General features: G+C 62.4%; 15 protein-coding genes. 9 read left to right on the top strand and 6 right to left on the bottom strand.

Annotation, left to right across the window (positions count from 1 at the left end):
• Window positions 1–68 precede the first annotated feature (68 nt).
• The 4 genes from AB4074_RS13975 to AB4074_RS13960 form a co-directional block, all read right to left on the bottom strand.
• Entirely contained in the window at window positions 69–1,271 is a 1,203-nt protein-coding gene (locus AB4074_RS13975; RefSeq protein ID WP_441413912.1) for a CAP domain-containing protein, read from the bottom strand.
• A 288-nt stretch (window positions 1,272–1,559) separates the two neighbouring features.
• On the bottom strand, window positions 1,560–2,327 hold the full coding sequence (locus AB4074_RS13970; protein WP_441413911.1) for an SCO1664 family protein: 768 nt from the start codon (window positions 2,325–2,327) through the stop codon (window positions 1,560–1,562).
• Window positions 2,327–2,881 carry a DUF3090 domain-containing protein gene (locus AB4074_RS13965; RefSeq protein WP_441413910.1) on the bottom strand — a complete coding sequence of 185 codons (555 nt, stop codon included), beginning with the start codon at window positions 2,879–2,881 and terminating at the stop codon, window positions 2,327–2,329. Before AB4074_RS13965 ends, AB4074_RS13970 begins: the two co-directional genes overlap by 1 nt.
• Window positions 2,882–2,905: 24 nt before the next feature.
• Entirely contained in the window at window positions 2,906–3,598 is a 693-nt protein-coding gene (locus AB4074_RS13960; RefSeq protein ID WP_441413909.1) for a histidine phosphatase family protein, read from the bottom strand.
• A 342-nt stretch (window positions 3,599–3,940) separates the two neighbouring features.
• On the opposite strand from AB4074_RS13960, the gene AB4074_RS13955 reads away from it, so the two are divergent.
• From AB4074_RS13955 to AB4074_RS13945, 3 genes are all read left to right on the top strand, one after another.
• A complete protein-coding gene (locus AB4074_RS13955; protein WP_234748389.1) occupies window positions 3,941–4,222 on the top strand; it encodes a type II toxin-antitoxin system RelE/ParE family toxin in 282 nt (93 codons plus the stop codon).
• On the top strand, window positions 4,209–4,511 hold the full coding sequence (locus AB4074_RS13950) for a HigA family addiction module antitoxin (protein WP_234748386.1): 303 nt from the start codon (window positions 4,209–4,211) through the stop codon (window positions 4,509–4,511). Before AB4074_RS13955 ends, AB4074_RS13950 begins: the two co-directional genes overlap by 14 nt.
• Before the next feature lie 111 nt (window positions 4,512–4,622).
• Window positions 4,623–5,135 carry a hypothetical protein gene (locus AB4074_RS13945; protein ID WP_441413908.1) on the top strand — a complete coding sequence of 171 codons (513 nt, stop codon included), beginning with the start codon at window positions 4,623–4,625 and terminating at the stop codon, window positions 5,133–5,135.
• Window positions 5,136–5,148: 13 nt separating this feature from the next.
• Here AB4074_RS13945 and AB4074_RS13940 read toward each other — a convergent pair whose 3' ends face one another.
• Window positions 5,149–5,928: an alpha/beta fold hydrolase gene (locus tag AB4074_RS13940; RefSeq protein ID WP_441413907.1), complete on the bottom strand. Its 780-nt coding sequence runs from the start codon at window positions 5,926–5,928 to the stop codon at window positions 5,149–5,151.
• A gap of 84 nt (window positions 5,929–6,012) precedes the next feature.
• Between AB4074_RS13940 and AB4074_RS13935 the strand changes: the two genes are divergently transcribed.
• From AB4074_RS13935 to AB4074_RS13915, 5 genes are all read left to right on the top strand, one after another.
• Window positions 6,013–7,779: a GNAT family N-acetyltransferase gene (locus tag AB4074_RS13935; protein WP_441413906.1), complete on the top strand. Its 1,767-nt coding sequence runs from the start codon at window positions 6,013–6,015 to the stop codon at window positions 7,777–7,779.
• A 416-nt stretch (window positions 7,780–8,195) separates the two neighbouring features.
• The gene (locus tag AB4074_RS13930) at window positions 8,196–9,131 is read left to right on the top strand and encodes a hypothetical protein (RefSeq protein ID WP_441413905.1); all 936 of its coding nucleotides are present in this window, start codon (window positions 8,196–8,198) and stop codon (window positions 9,129–9,131) included.
• Window positions 9,132–9,445: 314 nt separating this feature from the next.
• Window positions 9,446–11,221: an ABC transporter family substrate-binding protein gene (locus AB4074_RS13925; RefSeq protein WP_441413904.1), complete on the top strand. Its 1,776-nt coding sequence runs from the start codon at window positions 9,446–9,448 to the stop codon at window positions 11,219–11,221.
• 180 nt (window positions 11,222–11,401) lie between these two features.
• Window positions 11,402–12,943: an ABC transporter permease gene (locus AB4074_RS13920; protein ID WP_441413903.1), complete on the top strand. Its 1,542-nt coding sequence runs from the start codon at window positions 11,402–11,404 to the stop codon at window positions 12,941–12,943.
• Window positions 12,940–14,034, top strand: a complete 1,095-nt coding sequence (locus tag AB4074_RS13915; protein ID WP_437770930.1) for an ABC transporter permease — start codon at window positions 12,940–12,942, stop codon at window positions 14,032–14,034. The genes AB4074_RS13920 and AB4074_RS13915 overlap by 4 nt, the downstream gene beginning before the upstream one ends.
• Window positions 14,035–14,058: 24 nt before the next feature.
• Here AB4074_RS13915 and AB4074_RS13910 read toward each other — a convergent pair whose 3' ends face one another.
• Window positions 14,059–14,685, bottom strand: coding sequence for a PH domain-containing protein (locus AB4074_RS13910; protein ID WP_441413902.1), 627 nt, complete (start codon window positions 14,683–14,685; stop codon window positions 14,059–14,061).
• Between the two features lie 79 nt (window positions 14,686–14,764).
• On the opposite strand from AB4074_RS13910, the gene AB4074_RS13905 reads away from it, so the two are divergent.
• On the top strand, window positions 14,765–16,612 hold the full coding sequence (locus AB4074_RS13905) for an ABC transporter ATP-binding protein (protein WP_441413901.1): 1,848 nt from the start codon (window positions 14,765–14,767) through the stop codon (window positions 16,610–16,612).
• Window positions 16,613–16,667: the final 55 nt, after the last annotated feature.

Here is a 16,667-nt window from a genome sequence, read left to right as displayed (position 1 = left end):
TTCCTCGTACTGCCCGGTGAGCGCCGAACGCCCGTGCCGGTGAAGCGAGGAGACTTTTACAGACGGGCCTAGATGTAGGTGACCCACCATCCCGTCGGCGTCCAGTGGATCACGCCGCCCTCGTAGTTCTGGGCTACAGCACCTCCCGGGCCGGTCGCGTACTCATTGCTGGTCGGGTACCCGAGCCTGCCGTTCTCGAAACCGGTGGAGCCCCAGATGGAGCGGGTCCCGCCGGAGGAGGCGAAGCCACCGGTCGCGGGGGACCAGATGATGGCCCCGTTCTGGTAGTTCTGGTACACGCCGCCGTTCCGAAGCCCGGCGATCTCGTCGGTGACCGGGTAGCCCAGGCGTCCGTCCTGAAACCCGGTCGCGGCCCACACCGTGCGGATGCCGCCGAACGAGATGTGGGCACCCGTGGCCGGGGACCAGAGAATGGCTCCGCTCTGGTACTCCTGGTAGATACCGCCGTTCCGGAGTCCCGGCACCTCGTCGGTGACCGGGTAGCCCAGGCGCCCGTTCTCGAATCCGGTTTCAGCCCATTTGCTGCGGATGGCACCCATGGTCAGGTGCGCCCCGGAAGCTGGGGAGTACAGGATGCAGCCGACCTGGTAGCACTGGAAGGAGCCGCCGTACTTGAGCCCGGAAACCTCCGGGCTGGTCGCGGCCCCGATCGAACCGTTGTACGAGGCAGCCTTGGCCCCGATCGGGGACTTCGACGCCGGCGCGGCAGGAGGGTTGGTCATCGGGTAGGCAGCCATGTTGGAGACTACTAAGTGCCAGCCCTGGTACGGTCCGGAGGTGGGGACGACGTAGCCGAGCCCGCCGTCGGTAAGCCGTGGATCCAGCATGGCGGCCTTGTGGCTAGGAGAGTTAATCCACCAGCCGACGATCTGTTCCGGCGTGAAATTGAAGCCGATTATCTCCCGATACATGCTGGCATCCGCGGGGATGAGCGAGCCGCCGGCGTCCGCCCGGTGGATGGTGGCGAAGTTGAAGGCGGGGTCCATCGTGGCGACGCCAAGATGGTTTGCCCAGTCCTGCGAAACGTCAGCGATCCGCTGGTTCCACACCAGGGGCCTGGCGCCGACCTTGGCGCGCTCTGCATTCATCAGGTCCAAAGTCTTCTTAGCGAAGGCGTCAGAGTAGGTGGAGGCCGGCACGGCCACGGGAACCCGAGCGGCGGTGGAGGTGGTGGCGCCGATAAGGCCGCCGGGCAGTGAGAGCAGCAGGCCGAGGGTCACCGCGGACATGCGGGTAGAACGTGATTTCATGGGTCCCTAGATTGGGTGCCGGGTGGGAATGCCGGGAGACGGTATAAGTCTGCCCGAACATCAACGGCTGAATGCACGATTTACGGTGATGTGGGGAAAACCTTGGTAAATCCTGCGGAACCCGGACCAGGGCTTCGAGGCGCGATTTTTGTGGATCCCGAGGGCGCAGTTGTCGAAGGCTTCCTCGGCGGCCGACGGCCGATGGGCCCTGACCCCGGCCAGGCCCACCCACACATCGGCGAATCGACCCCCGCCCCAAGCCGAAAGCTCCATGCCGGCCCAATTCCCTTAGAACAGCGGCCAGGGCACCGCTGACATCTCGCCGCTCGGAGCCGGAAACCGCCCTGCCAAGCGCAACCGGGCGCAACGCGCGGCTAGGGATGCGATTTCTTCGGCGCTGAGCAATTCCGCCAGGTTTCGGCCCAGCCTGCCGTGGAGTCCTTCGCTGACACGATCGATGCCCTCGCATTCCTCGGGGGTCAGGGGGTCTCCCAGCCATCCCCACAGCACCGTGCGCAGCTTGTGGTCACGGTGAAAGGTGAGCCCATGGTCCACGCCGTGCCGGTGTCCGTCCGTCATGGCAAGAATGTGGTCCCCCTTGCGGTCGGCGTTGTTGACGACCGTGTCGAACACCGCCATGCGTCTGAGCGCTGGCGAGTCTTCGTGAACGAGGGCGACCATCCGTCCGTTCTCATCTCGTCCATCGAGAACGTGTTTCCAGCCCGTCTCGGGCACGTGGTCTGTCGCGACCAGGTTCACGGCATTTTGGGCGGGGTCTTGTTCCTGCCAGAGCTGCACCATTCCTTCGCCCATCGGACCATCGCGCAGCCAGGTTTGCGGCACGATGTCCCAGCCGAAGGCCTGCGAGACAAGGTAGGCGGCCACCTCCCGGTGTGCCAGGGTGCCGTGGGGAAAGTCCCACAGCGGAGTTTCGCCTGCTATCGGCTTATAGACGACCACCACGTCGCCGATGCGTCCCAGAAATGTAGCGTTTGAAGCCGTCGTGATGCGGCCGGTGAGCGTCAGCTCGGCGGTCACTAGGTCCGGCGTTGGCATCAGACCTCGGGAAGGGTGCAGATGTGCCCGTCGGTGTCTATGGGGTAACCGCAGAGCGGGCACGTCGGACGCCCGGCTCCCACGATCTCACGGGTGCGCTTGGCGAATGCGCGGGCGGTGCCGACCGGCATTCGCACCAGCAGCATTTCGGACTCGTTAGCGCCGTCCTCATCAAGCGATGCGTCGTTGTCATCAGCATCGATATCGGTGATGGGGTAGGCCTCGAGTACGACCTGGGCGGTGGACGGGTCCCAACCCAAGCTCATGGCACCGGTGCGGAACTGCTCCTGAACGGCGTCGAGCTGGTCATTGTCGACAAGTTCAATGGGGGTACCTGTGGGAACGCTGAAAGGGTTGCCCTCGACGGTGATCAGCTGGTCGAGAATTTCGTCGATCTTCTCCGCGAGCAGGGCCGACTGCTGTTTCTCCAGGGCGACACTCACGATCTGCGTCCCTGCGCGCACCTGCAGGTAGAACGTGCGCGCCCCCGGAAGGCCAATGGTGCCGACGACGACCCGATCAGGCCAGGCAAACTCGTGAACACGTGTAGGCATGTCAGTATTCTAGGCACATGAGGTTCAGGGCGCCTTTTGCCCTGCACCGCCGCCCACCGGTGCATCGCCAGACGGGATGCCGTTCGACAGCCACGACAGATCACCCGCGTCGGTGTTGGTTGCGTAGACGCTCGGCCGGCTAGCGCCGTAGCGCACGATCGATACGGAGCCGGGGCCTACGGTAATACGCTGGAACAGGTCAAGGTGCATGCCGAGCGCGTCGGCAAGGATTGACTTGATGATGTCACCGTGACTCACCGCCACCCACACCGCCCCTGGCCCGTACTCGGCTTCAAAGGCTGCATCGTGGCATCGAATCGCTGCCACCGACCGAGCCTGCATCCCGGCCATGGATTCACCGCCGGGAAAGACGACGGCGGACGGTTGGGACTGCACCACCGGCCACAGTTCCTCGGTCGCGAGATCACTGAGCGTGCGGCCCTGCCACTGGCCGTAATCGCACTCGGTGAGATCGGGATCGACCGGCGCGTACGGCGTGCCAACCTGGCGATCGAGGATGAGCTGGGCGGTCTGCTGACAACGCTCAAGAGGGCTCGACACCACCGCGACCAAGGGCACGGCCGCGAGCCGGTCTCCGGTCAGAGCCGCCTGGTCGCGCCCGATCTCGTCCAGGCTGACGCCGACGGCCCGACCCGCCAGCAGCCCAGTGGCATTGGCTGTGGTGCGGCCGTGCCGCACGAGAATAACTGTCGCCATCCACCCAGCCTAACCACCCGCTCGCTGCGGTGGCGCCGATATTTACGCCGTCCTATCCGGCACGGGTTAGATCAGGGCGACTTCGCCGGCCGGACGCCTGCTGCCCACGGCGAGCACGGCGTTTACATCCTGGTCAGGTGCCCGGTCCTTCGTCGATGGCCGAGCCCCAGCATTCAGCCGGCGGGCAATCGCGGGCTCGGACGGTCCACAGCGAACCGCTTTCCTCCTCCGGATCGTGCGCGCAGCCCAACGTCGTGCCGAGACGCTTCCCTGTGACGGAACGTGGCGGGGCTCCGATTTAACGTCTAGCGTTATTAACGCTGTGCGTTATATCCTGATGTCATGATCAGGTCGTTCGGAAGCAAAGACACCGAACGACTGTGGCGTCGTGAGCATGTGGCTTCGATGGATTCACGGATCCTTCGGTCCGCCCTCCGCAAGCTTCGCCAGGTGGGGTCCGCGGAGTCGATCGAGGATCTCCGCGTTCCGCCGGGGAACCGGCTCGAAGCACTGAAAGGTGACCGGGCGGGTCAATACAGCATCAGGATAAACGACCAGTGGCGGATCTGCTTCAGGTGGACAGACGCTGGACCAGAGGAGGTGGAGATCGTTGACTACCATTGACTATCTTGCGCCGATTCACCCGGGTGAAGTTCTCATGGAGGATTTCATTGAGGGTTTCGGCATCACGCAGAACAAGCTCGCCGTGGCGATCCATGTGCCGCCGCGCCGAATCAATGAGATAGTGCACGGCAAGCGTGCGATCACAGCCGACACGGCACTACGTCTCGGCAAGTATTTTGGAACGTCGGCTCAGTTCTGGCTCAACCTGCAGACGCATTACGATCTCGACGTTGCCGAAGATCGTGCGGCTGGGCAGATCGCGGCCATCACGCCTCTCAAGGTCGCGTGAACAAATCGGTGCGGCTGGTCATCGACATGCCGGTACAGTTCATCTCGCGAGTTATCCACATAACGCAACTCAGCCGTCCTGCGCAGCTTGCGCTTTGGCAATACTTGGTGAATGGGAATCAGATATTACGCATATGCATTCGACGGCGACCTCACTGAACAGGTGCTTTCCGACCCGATGACCTTCGTGTCGGTCGATCCGCTTGCTGATGCTTGGGGCCTTGACCCTGGTGTCGGGTCCAGTGGTACCACGTTCGAGCAATTGATATCTGAGCGCGACATGCTCTATCTGGACAAGGCATGGCGGCATCTGCAGGTTCTCACGGCCCCATTGGGGGCGGCCATGGCGGCGCGACCCGCTTTTCGTATGTTTGAAGGCAACGTGACCATGCATGGCGAAGGTTGGGATCCGTGGGTAAGGGCCTTGACTCCGTCCGAGGTTTTGGCGATTGCTCAGGACTTGGACGATATCTCTGATGCGGAGGTGAGGCTGCGGTTGCCGGATTCGCCATGTGTCGATCGGGACCTTGACGTCGAGTATGCCGTTGGCTATCTTCGACGGGCTCGGGTCTTCGCCACCAATCTCGCCGACGAGGGGCGCGGCATGGTCTACCTGATCGGGTAACTATCATCCTGTCTTAACCCGAACCGGCGACATCCTGGCTCAGGATATTAGGCCAGGTTTCGACATCTCCCGGGGTGCGGGCCACCGTCAGTGTTGCTTGGGGGAGCAGTGCGGCAAGGGATTCCGCGGTTGACAGCGGGTGGCCCGGATCATCGACCCACGCCAGGATCGTCGTCGGTACGTCGATTCGCGCGACGTCCTCACGGGCAGGAAGATCGCTGAGTGCTGCGCCTCGAAACACCGACGGCAAGAGGGCGTCACCGACGTCGGGCCGCGTCTCCGGCGCACCGATTGTGGCCGGCGGCGGAGTTGCACCGCGGGTGGTGGCGAGGAATGCCTCGACACCAACAGACTCGATGAGCGCCGCGGCAACCCGGTAGTTTGCGGCCTGTGCAGCTCGGGTTTCCCACGCGGTGGGTGGCACCATGAGCGTGAGCCCGGTAAAGCGGTCTGGCTCGCGGGAAGCGGCGTGCAAGAGTGTGCCTGTACCCATGGAGGGACCGACTCCGTGGACACGTTCGCCAGGGAACCAGTGGTCGAGCAGCCGCAGGAGGTCGTCGGCGAGGTTTTGCCATTGATATTCGTCAGGAACCTTCCGGCCCGTGGACCGGCCATGGCCGCGTGCGTCGTACCGCAGCAGTCGAGTTCCGCTGAGCCCTCGGCCGAGGTCGAGGTTGAGCAGCCGATCGTGCGCCCGGCTTGAGGTGAGGCCATGCAGTTGGACAACCGGGTGTCCGCCTTCGTCGCTCAACGCAACCGCAAGCTCGGCTCCGGGAACCTCGAAAGTGGGCATCAGGCTCCTCGTTTCGTGACTGACCGCGTCCTGTCGAGCGGTCGCGTTGAACATTCAGGCTATCGGGGGCGATAGGATGCTGCCATGCGGCTGACCAACGTCACGCACCTGCGCCTACCATTCGGACGACTTTGGGGCTACGACATCAGTGTGTCGGCGCTCGGCCATCGTCTTCCGGTGTCCTTTGACCAGCGGCTCCATGTGGGAGCGGGCTCCCGGCCCGGCTCCTGGATGGCAATGTCCTTTCGACTGCCTACGCCAACTCGTCGCGAGTCAATTGCCGAAGCCTGGCTGGCTGTCATCGCCCGTCACGGCACACTGCGAACCGCCTTCGTGCCCGGTGCGGATGGTGATCCGGAGCTTCACGAAATTGATATTGCTCCTGGAACCTGGGTGGAGCATCAGGTGTCTCCTGGCCAGGCGGTCAATGACGCCGTGCGGGACATTCTCGACGCCGCATGTTCGCCATACCAACAGCCCTCACACCGGCTGTGCGTATTGGAGACTGCTGCTGGACTCACGGTTGTGATTGCAGCCGACCACGCACACGTCGACATGTGGTCGATGCTGGTGATCGCGCGGGACCTGCTGTCGGCGCTCGATGCTGGGAAGGCAGGCCGTGAACCGTTGCCCGAGCCGGCGCCGGCATTTGTTGAACACACGCAAGCATTGCAGGATCGGAATGCGGCGCCGGACCACGTGCGCCACCGGTGGGAACAAATCATCGGGGACAGCGGCGGCGTCATGCCGCAATTCCCGCTGCCCCTGGGTGCGCCCGATCCGCAGCGCGAGCGTGTGGAAGTTCGCGATGTGTTCGACCTCGACGACGGGGCAGCATTTGCAGCACAGGCCCGAAACGAGGGTGTCTCAACTCTCGCACTCGCCGTTGTGGCGATGACAGCAGTGACCCGCGAGTTGGCGGGAACCTCGCTTCGGGCCGTTTTTCCCGTGCACAGCCGCTTCGACGACAAATGGCATGATTCGGTTGGTTGGTTCATTACTAATTCGGTGCTTGAGTCCGCGGTCGCCGAGCCGCGCGCTGCAGCTGCCGCGGTAAAAGAGGCTGTGCAGCTTGGCTCGTGGCCGCTCGCGGACGTGCTGGCTCCATGGGGCGGCATGCCCGTAGCTCCCGGTATGTTCGCTATCTCCTGGCTGGACCTGCGCAGACTCCCGGTGCGAATCGACTCCGTGGGACTCGACGCCCAATATGTGAGCGCGACAATCGACACCGACGGCGTCATGCTTTGGTTCATCCTGGACGAGTCCGGCCTGCACTTGAGATGCCGTTATCCCGACACCGTTGAGGCTCGAGCCAACGTCGGAGGATGGCTTGATCTGCTGGTCGCTCGTTTGCAGGCAGATGCGCGGTCATCGGTTCGAGGACTGCTGCGGGTGGCGGGCCGAACCTTCAGGCTGGAACGGGCGAGTCGCGATGATGTTGAGGCCATCGCCGCGCTGCTGTCGGATGATCAGTTCGGTCCCGACCGCGAGTGCGTCAAGCTCGAACAATATGAGGCGGCCTACAACCTGGTTGCTCGCGACAAATCCAATTATCTGGGGGTTGTCCGCAATGATTCCGATCGCATAGTTGCCACGATGCAATTGACCGTCATCCCAGGTCTTTCCCGCGGTGGTTCTTCCCGGCTGCAGATCGAGGGACTGCGAGTTGCGGCCGCGGAGCGTTCACATGGCTTGGGCACCGCGATGCTTGAGTGGGCACACAATTTTGGACGTGCGCGCGGGGCGCAACTGGCACAGGTGACAACCGACGAAGCGCGGGAACAGGCTCGAGCCTTCTACACCCGCCTCGGATATCGGACCGCCCACGTAGGGCTGAAACGGCGCCTATAGAAGTCCACACACAGGCCGGGTTAGTCGGTTTTCGGGTACCAGACTACGGTCGCGGGCTCGCCGTCATCGGACTCAATAGCAGGTTCGTCGGTTAGCGGTTGGCCATGCGTCAAACCAGACCATTGGTACTCTCCGCCGGGGAGAATCTCAGGGAAGTCCGATACCTCGCCCTCGCTGCGTTCTTTGTCGCGGGGACCGCCCTCATACGTGAATTTTTCGCCCATAAACCCCAACGTAGACCCCAATCCGATGCGTGGATACCCCGTGGCGGGTCAAACCGGGCCACCACCGCCAGTTTCGATTATCGTTTGCCAAGGATGGCTTGACGCGAGCAATCGTGCCGCCATTTTGCAGGCCGCGCGACGAAGCTCGAGCCGGCCGGAATGATCCGAAAAATCAAATAGGGGGACAACTTCATGAAGCTGAAATCGACAGTAATCGCTGCGGCAGTCACGTTAGCGCTGGCGCTCGTCGGGTCGGAAGCGCAGGCAGCGCCTCCGCAATCCGTCGAAGCGTCACGTAATGCCCAGGTGGCCGCATCTATCTACGGCCCGAGCGGCGCCATTGGAGACTACTGGAACACGAACTCGGGCTGGTACTGGTACGGTCAGCCGACAAACTCCGAGTACGGCGCCTGGGACGGAAGCGGCTGGAGCGCCCAGGACTTCGAGCAGGGCACGATCGTCTGGAGCCCGCGGTTCGGGACGTACGGCGTGCGGGGAGCCATTTACCAGGACTGGAGCGGGGATGGAGGCGCCTACTTTGCGCACGCAGGCCTGCCGAAGACCGAGGAGCACGACGTTCCTGGCGGCCGCGTCCAGGACTTCACCAGTGGCTGGATCCTTTGGTCGCCATGGTCGGGCGCCCACCCGGTCCGCGGTGGCATCGCCGGTTCATGGTGGAATGCGGGCGGTCCATCGTCAGCCCTCGGCTATCCCCTGGAAGCAGAAGGCTACGCATACCGCAACGGCGCGAGCCAGAAGTTCCAGCGGGGATACTACTACTGGTCTGCCGGAACAGGAACACATTCAGTGCGGGGTGGCATCCTCGGACGCTGGGACGCCATGGGTGGCCTCTACCAGTACGGATATCCGCGGACCGAAGAAATCTGGACGCCCGGTGGCACCTACCAGCTTTTCGAGGCCGGCACCGTCGTGTGGAACGGTGCGGTGGGCAACGCATTCGGTGTGGACGGTGGCATCGGCTCCGCTTGGTGGAACAACGGCGGGCCTAACGGACGGTTGGGACTGCCTCGAACGGGCGAATATTATTCCGGATTCGGAGTCTGGGCCCAATCTTTTGACCATGGGACCGTTTATTGGTCCTCCACTCGAGGGACCTGGATCGGCTAGCGCGGCAGGCGGCCCCGGGCCGGAGCTCGCGCCAAACACGCTTCAGTGATGGGGAATTAACTGACAAGAGCCCCGATTCGCCGTCAATCGGGGCTCTTCTCATATTGGCGCGGATCACGGAACCACTAGGACGTCCTTCAATGATTGCATCTCGATAACAAACTTTACCGGCGGGAAACTTTAGACCCAAAGATCCGTTCCGGGCGCTAGGCTACTGCTCATGTGAGACGAGCCACAAGCCTGCTGAGGGGGTTGTGGCAGTCTGCCGGAGTCAACAGCGCCGGCTTTTTCCACTCAAAAAAATAGGAGGCGGAATGCGTTTCGGACGTACTTCCAAAGCAGTGGGTATTGCGGCAATCGCCGCGATCGCACTGAGCGCCTGTGCCGGCAATTCCGGTGGCAATACCCCATCCACCGGAGCAGCCAAGACGGGTGGCACGGCCACTGTGGTCGAGGTCAACGCTTTCAACACGTTCAACCCCAACACAGCCGACGGCAACACTGACATCAACTCCAAGGTCAGTTACGCAACGCACTCGGGCTTCTACTACATCGACAATAAGCTGAACGTCGTTCACAACGACAAGTTCGGCAAGATGGAGAAGGTCTCGGACAACCCGCTGACCGTCAAGTACACCATCAACGATGGTGTGAAGTGGTCTGACGGCACCCCGGTCTCCGCAGCTGACCTCCTCCTCCAGTGGGCGGCCTTCTCCGGCTACTACGACGACGCCGATCCCAAGGCAAAGACGGGTACGTCCTATTTCTCCTATGCTGGTGACAACACGGGCCTCAGCCTGACGGACTTCCCGGAGATCAGTAACAACAACAAGACCCTCACGCTCAAGTACTCCAAGCCGTTCGCTGACTGGGAGATCGTGCTTGGTGGTCCCGGCATTGACGTTCCTGCCCACGTCCTCGCGCAGAAGGCCGGCCTGAAGGACACCCAGGCCTTGATTGACTTCTTCAAGAGCAAGCCGCGCGGAGACTCCAAGGCCCCGCTTCCCGCCGACGCGAAGCTGAAGGCAATGTCGGACATGTGGAACACCGGCTTCGACACGAAGACGCTTCCCGCTGACCCGACCCTGTTCCTCTCAAACGGTCCTTACATCGTCAAGAGCATGAACCAGGACCAGTCCCTCACGATGGTCCGCAACAAGGACTACAACTGGGGACCGACTCCAAACCTTGACGAAATCACCGTCAGGTACATCGGTTCGGCACCTGCCCAAGTGCAGGCCCTCAAGAACGGCGAGGCGGACATCATTGCCCCGCAGGCTTCCGCGGACACTCTCGAACAGTTGAAGGCACTCTCCAGCCAGGGCGTCACTGTCGATCAGGGCAACCAGCTGGCCTTCGACCACTTGGACTTGAACTTCTCGGGTCCGCTGGCCGACCAAAACGTACGTACCGCCTTCATGAAGACGGTGCCCCGCAAGGACATCGTCAGCAAGATCATCGGCAAGCTTGACCCGAACGCGAAGCCGCTGGACTCGCAGATCTTCGTTCCCCAGCAGGCTGCCTACGCTGACTCCGCCAAGAACAATGGCTCCTCGGCCTACCAGGACGTGGACATTGATGGCGCCAAGAAGCTCCTGAACGGCGCTACTCCGGAAATCCGCATCATGTACAACAAGGACAACCCCAACCGTGTTGACGCTTTCTCGCTGATCCGCGAATCCGCCACCAAGGCGGGCTTCAAGATCGTCGACGGCGGCCTGGGCAAGTCCGACTGGGGCAAGGCCTTGGGCAAGGGCGGCTACGATGCCACCATCTTCGGTTGGATCAACCCGGGCGTCGGTGTCTCCGGCGTTCCGCAGATCTTCAAGACCGCTGGTGGCAACAACTTCAACCAGTTCAGCAACACTGACGCTGACAAGTTGATGGAAGAACTCGTGGTCACCACCGACCGCAGCAAGCAGGACGATCTCCAAAAGCAGATCGACAAGAAGATCTGGGACAGCTCTTACGGTGTGCCGCTCTTCCAGTCCGTGAACGTGGACGCCTACAGCGACCGCATCACCGGTGTGAAGCTCATGCCGAACCAGACTGGCGTTTGGTGGAACTTCTGGGAGTGGGCTCAGAAGTAAGGCCCAACTAGCGCGCAATATCGCCAGCCGAGGCGCCGGGACCGACGTAACATGGTCCCGGCGCCTTCGGGTTGGCGAACCGGCACATTGTCTGCTTCCCCACCGACCTCAAGCAGGGAAGGGGCACGATTCTGCGATAGGCGCCGGAGACCCCGGGCCTGGATTTCGAGGTTCTTCACCATGGTGACCTATATCGTCCGGCGGCTCGTAACCGCCGCATTCATACTCCTTGGAGCATCCTTCCTGGTGTATCTCCTGACGGCGTTGTCCGGAGACCCCTTGGAAGAGCTTCGCACCAGCAGCGCGCCGAACCGGCAAGCACTGATGGATGCGCGAATCAATCTCCTAGATCTCGACACACCGGCGCCGCTGCGCTATTTCAAGTGGTTGGGAGGCGCCGCCCAGTGTCTGGTTCCCTTCGGCAACGCCTGCAATCTCGGTAAGAACATCGCTGGGCAGCCAATCACGGAGGCGCTCGGCTTCGCGCTGGTCCAAACCCTGACGCTCGTTACCGGTGCGACAATTCTTGCGATCCTCATCGGCATTTCGCTCGGCATCGTGACGGCACTCCGCCAGTACAGCGCGTTGGACTATGGCGTAACCTTCATGGCGTTCCTCTTCTTCTCCTTGCCGATCTTCTGGGTAGCCGTTCTCCTCAAGGAATTCGGTGCCATCGGCTTTAATGATTTCCTGCGAAATCCGGAAATACCGCCGGCCGTGGCTCTTGGAATCGGGGCCGTCCTGGGCGTCATCGGGGCCGTCGTCGTCGGCGGCGCGGTGAAGCGTCGACTGATCGTCGGAGGCTCGGTCTTTGTGGCCGTTTCGCTTATTCTCTTCTACTTCTCGCTTACCCAATGGTTCCGCAATCCGGGTCTGGGGCCGGTCATCATCGCCATCATGGGCGTGGGAATCGCCTTCGGAATCACGATATTGGTTTCCGGACTCAAAAACCGCAAGGCCCTGCAATCGAGCCTTATCGTGGTGGGCATCGGCGTGGTTGCCTACTTCGCTGTGCAACCGCTGCTCAATGACGCGACCGGGCTGATGATCTTCATCCTGGCAATCGCCACCATCTTGGTTGGCGTCGCGGTGGGGTACTTTATGGGCGGTTACGACCGCGGCCAGTCCATGCGCGCGGCAGGACTGACCGCCTTCCTGGTCGGGTTCCTGGTGGTCGTGGACAAATTCATGCAGGCTTGGCCGTCCTACTTCAACAACAGCCGGGTGCGCGGGCGTCCGATCGCCACGATCGGGGCCGGAACCCCGAACATCCAGGGCGATTTCTGGATCATGTCGACAGACACCTTGACCCACCTCATCTTGCCGACGATTGCCCTGATCCTTGTGTCGTTGGCCAGCTACACCCGGTTCACACGCTCGTCGATGCTCGAAATCATGAACATGGACTACATCCGGACTGCGCGGGCAAAGGGCCTGAGCGAACGCTCCGTGATCATGGGCCACGCCTTCCGGAACGCCCTGATCCCGATTGCAACGATCGTTGCCTTTGACATCGGTGCGTTGATCGGTGGTGCCGTCATCACGGAAACGGTCTTCTCCGTTCGGGGCATGGGTTTCCTGTTCATCGACGGATTGCTGCACACGGACCCGAACCCGGTCATGGGCGTGTTCCTTTGTGTTGCAATCACCGCCATGGTCTTCAACCTGATAGCGGACCTCGCGTACTCCGCGCTCGACCCACGCGTAAGGATCAAAGCATGAGCCAGCCAACTCAAGAGGAAGAACTCCTCGCGCAACAGGCGCTTGCCGAAGCTGCAGCCACCCACGCAAGCAGCGAAGTTACCAGCGGCCTGAGCCAAGGCCAGATTGTCCGCAAGAGGTTCTTCGGCCACACCGGCGCCCTGATCGGGCTCGCGGTTTTTGCAGTGATCTTCCTGCTCGCTTTCACCTCGGTAGGCGCATTCGGGATTCCCGGATGGTGGAAGTACAACCATGTGGATGTTTCGCCCTTGGTCAATGACGGCGTCCCCACCTCCTCGTTTTGGCCGCTCGCTTGGGGAGAGCACCCCTTTGGCCAGGACCGCATTGGACGCGATCTGTTTGCCATGACCATGCGCGGTGCGCAACAGTCCATTACGGTCATGGTCCTGATCGGCGGCATCGCGGGCGCGGTCGGCGCAATCGTCGGGGGACTCGCCGGCTATTTCCGCGGCTGGGTCGAAGCCATCCTCATGCGCCTCACCGATGTCATCATCATCATTCCGTTGCTGCTCCTCGCGGCCGTTGTTGGCCAGATAGCCAACCGCAGGGATGAGGGAAGCTGGCTGACCGGATTTGCCGCCAACAACGGCGTCGTCGTCCTCGGCATCTTTCTCGGCTTTGTGAGCTGGGTGGGCCTCGCCCGCCTGGTCCGCGGTGAGTTCCTGACCCTGCGCGAGCGGGAGTTCGTAGACGCAGCCAGGATCTCCGGAGCGTCCAACGCAAGGATCATCTTCAAGCACATCCTCCCCAACGCCGTCGGTGTGCTGATCGTCAACGTGACGCTGACCATGTCGGCTGCGATCCTGCTCGAGACGGCACTCAGCTACCTGGGCCTCGGCGTGAAGGCTCCCGACACCTCGCTCGGACTGCTGGTTGCCCAGAACCAAGAAGCGTTCGCCACACGGCCGTGGCTGTTCTGGTTCCCAGGCCTATTCATCATCCTCATCTGCTTGAGCATCAACTTCATCGGAGACGGCCTGCGGGACGCCTTCGATCCGCGGCAGAAGAAGTTCAAAGCCAAGACCGCCGTCGAAACCACGCGCCACTCGAGCACGACGGCGCCGCTTGCCGACGCCTCGAAGGGCAGCTGAGTGCTACCCGTCCAGGGAAACCTCCTAGATGAAGACCGCCCAGTAACTGGCCGCGGCCAAGACTACCGTGGCTGCTATCCGGAACCATCCGATGGCAACGGTCACCGAAGCGTCTTCAGCCCGTCCGGGTTCCACGCGTCCGGCCTCTACGAGGTCCTGCCAACGGGTGCGCACGAGGATCGCCGCGGCGCCGGAATCGGTGTTCTTGAGATCTCCGGGGCGAACCGAGCTGCTGGGGCCGTAGGTGGTGCCCGGAAGTCCTTTGAGGTGCTCTGGGCGGGCATTGCGCCCGCCCCAGATTCCCGGCGCGGGAGCAGCCCACGCAGGATACTTCTTACGGGGTGTCACCAGAGTGAGGGCATAGCGGGTATCAACCTGCACCAGGGCATCCCACGGAACATCGATGGTCCGGAAGGGATTCTCCAGCGCGACGCCGGAATCCCGTACCACCACAACCGGGCGCCAGAAGAGCAACCAGCCAAGAAACGCTACGAAGAGCAGGGGAGTGGTTCCGGGAAGGGCTCGCGGTCCGGCTGCCACGAGAGTAATGACCACTCCGAAAACGGCAACTGCCCAGCAGATCCAAGCAAAAATCTTGCTGGTGCGGGCCTTGAAGATTTCTACATTTCCGGCATACGGCGCTCTGCTCATGCCCCTAATAATTCAGGATTCCGGGCTACTTCACTAATCACCCCTTGGAGGGTGGCCCGGTCGGAAGGGAAGACCCAACATGACTGACAACGCCAGCCCCGAACCGGAGGCCACCCACCTCGAGACCGAGTCGGATAAGAGCGCGCGCGGGGCCATGGTCCTGGAAGTACGGGACCTCAGCGTCGACTTCGGCGTGGACAAGAAATGGGTCCCTGCCGCCATTGGACTGAACTACGAGGTCAGGGCCGGCGAGGTCCTCGCGATCGTCGGTGAGTCCGGTTCCGGCAAGAGCGCAAGCTCCATGGCACTGCTTGGCTTGTTGCCCAGCAACAGCCGTGTCCGGGGGAGCGTCAAGCTCTCGGGCAAGGAGCTGCTGGGTGAGAAGTCAGGCAACATCCGGGAAGTCCGCGGCAAGGATGTCGCGGTCATCTTTCAGGAGCCCATGACGGCGCTCAACCCTGTGTACACCGTGGGTACACAGATAGTGGAGACGATACGGCTGCACAACTCGATTTCCCCCGATGAAGCCAGGCAGCGGGCCTTGCGCATGCTCGAGCTGGTGGAGCTGCCGGACCCGGAGAAGGCGTTCAAGTCGTATCCGCACCAGCTCTCCGGCGGCCAGCGGCAGCGAGCCATGATCGCGCAGTCATTGTCCTGTGATCCCAAACTCCTGATCGCAGACGAACCCACCACTGCCTTGGATGTGACTGTCCAGGCTGAAATCCTGGATCTGATGCGGAACCTGCGCAACAAGCTGGACAGCGCTATCGTGCTGATCACGCACGACATGGGCGTTGTGGCCGACCTCGCCGATCGAATTGCCGTGATGCGCCAGGGCGTCATCGTGGAGAGCGGCACTGCCCAGCAGATCTTCAGTAACCCGCAGCACGAATACACGCAAGCTCTTCTCGCTGCTGTTCCCCACTTGGGACAGGGTGCTGACAGCGCCGACGTCGACGTCACCGCGGCATTGGCTGCCGCTACCCACTCCGAGCTGGAATCGGTCGATCACGATGAGCTGGTTCGCCGGGAACTTGAGAACCAGGCCGCTCTGAAGGCGGCGGCGGAAGAAGCAGCCAAGCCCAAGGGTGAGCCGGTGCTTGAGCTGGTCGACGTCGCCATCGAGTACCCCAAGCAGGGCCGGGTTCCCGCGTTCCGCGCTGTCGAGGGAGCCAACCTCGTGATCTACCCCGGCCAGGTGGTAGGCCTAGTCGGCGAGTCCGGGTCGGGCAAAACGACCATTGGACGCGCCGCCGTCGGGCTCTTGCCTGTAGCCGCGGGCAGCATGCGTGTGGTGGGGCAGGACATTTCCGCCGCGAAGCGGAACGGAAAGCAACTGCACGAAGTGCGGCGGGACATCGGCATGGTGTTCCAGGACCCGTCGTCGTCGTTGAACCCGCGACTGCCCATCGGCGAAAGCATCGGCGAACCGATGTACCTCGCCGGGGTCGCCAAGGGCGTCGATCTGCAGAAACGGATTGAGACCCTCCTGGACCAGGTGGAACTGCCGCGTGGCTACCGCAACCGGTATCCGCATGAATTGTCAGGTGGCCAGAAGCAGCGCGTCGGCATTGCCCGGGCGCTGTCCCTGCAGCCCAAGCTCATGGTCGCGGATGAGCCGACGTCGGCGCTCGACGTTTCGGTGCAGGCAAAGGTCCTGGAACTCTTCCAGAACCTGCAGAGGGAGCTGGGATTCGCGTGCCTGTTCGTCACGCACGACCTCGCCGTGGTTGATGTGCTCGCAGACAGGATCTGCGTGATGCAGCGGGGCCGGATCGTGGAGCAGGGGACCCGGGAGCAGATCCTTCGCAATCCGCAGGAGCCATACACGCAGAGGCTGCTGGCAGCGGTGCCGCTTCCGGACCCCGAGAAGCAGCGCGAGCGTCGGGAACTGCGCGCCCAGCTCATGGCCGCCGGCATCGAGTAGCAGCCCGGAGCAGTTCGCGGCGGCTGCCGCAACCGCAAAAGAGTCCCTGTGGCCA

The sequence above is a fragment of the Arthrobacter sp. 2MCAF14 genome (genome assembly GCF_052115645.1).
Lineage (GTDB): Bacteria > Actinomycetota > Actinomycetes > Actinomycetales > Micrococcaceae > Arthrobacter.
The sequence above is the reverse complement of the archived record's forward strand: the minus strand, read 5'-3'. Positions and strand labels throughout refer to the sequence as shown.

Excerpts from the sequence above, each read along its gene's own strand:
- AB4074_RS13975 (WP_441413912.1), bottom strand. The coding sequence starts at position 1,271 with ATGAAATCACGTTCTACCCGCATGTCCGCGGTGACCCTCGGCCTGCTG.
- AB4074_RS13945 (WP_441413908.1), top strand. The coding sequence starts at position 4,623 with ATGGGAATCAGATATTACGCATATGCATTCGACGGCGACCTCACTGAA.
- AB4074_RS13960 (WP_441413909.1), bottom strand. The coding sequence starts at position 3,598 with ATGGCGACAGTTATTCTCGTGCGGCACGGCCGCACCACAGCCAATGCC.
- AB4074_RS13940 (WP_441413907.1), bottom strand. The coding sequence starts at position 5,928 with ATGCCCACTTTCGAGGTTCCCGGAGCCGAGCTTGCGGTTGCGTTGAGC.
- AB4074_RS13915 (WP_437770930.1), top strand. The coding sequence starts at position 12,940 with ATGAGCCAGCCAACTCAAGAGGAAGAACTCCTCGCGCAACAGGCGCTT.
- AB4074_RS13910 (WP_441413902.1), bottom strand. The coding sequence starts at position 14,685 with ATGAGCAGAGCGCCGTATGCCGGAAATGTAGAAATCTTCAAGGCCCGC.
- AB4074_RS13965 (WP_441413910.1), bottom strand. The coding sequence starts at position 2,881 with ATGCCTACACGTGTTCACGAGTTTGCCTGGCCTGATCGGGTCGTCGTC.
- AB4074_RS13970 (WP_441413911.1), bottom strand. The coding sequence starts at position 2,327 with ATGCCAACGCCGGACCTAGTGACCGCCGAGCTGACGCTCACCGGCCGC.
- AB4074_RS13920 (WP_441413903.1), top strand. The coding sequence starts at position 11,402 with ATGGTGACCTATATCGTCCGGCGGCTCGTAACCGCCGCATTCATACTC.
- AB4074_RS13930 (WP_441413905.1), top strand. The coding sequence starts at position 8,196 with ATGAAGCTGAAATCGACAGTAATCGCTGCGGCAGTCACGTTAGCGCTG.
- AB4074_RS13905 (WP_441413901.1), top strand. The coding sequence starts at position 14,765 with ATGACTGACAACGCCAGCCCCGAACCGGAGGCCACCCACCTCGAGACC.
- AB4074_RS13955 (WP_234748389.1), top strand. The coding sequence starts at position 3,941 with ATGATCAGGTCGTTCGGAAGCAAAGACACCGAACGACTGTGGCGTCGT.
- AB4074_RS13925 (WP_441413904.1), top strand. The coding sequence starts at position 9,446 with ATGCGTTTCGGACGTACTTCCAAAGCAGTGGGTATTGCGGCAATCGCC.
- AB4074_RS13935 (WP_441413906.1), top strand. The coding sequence starts at position 6,013 with ATGCGGCTGACCAACGTCACGCACCTGCGCCTACCATTCGGACGACTT.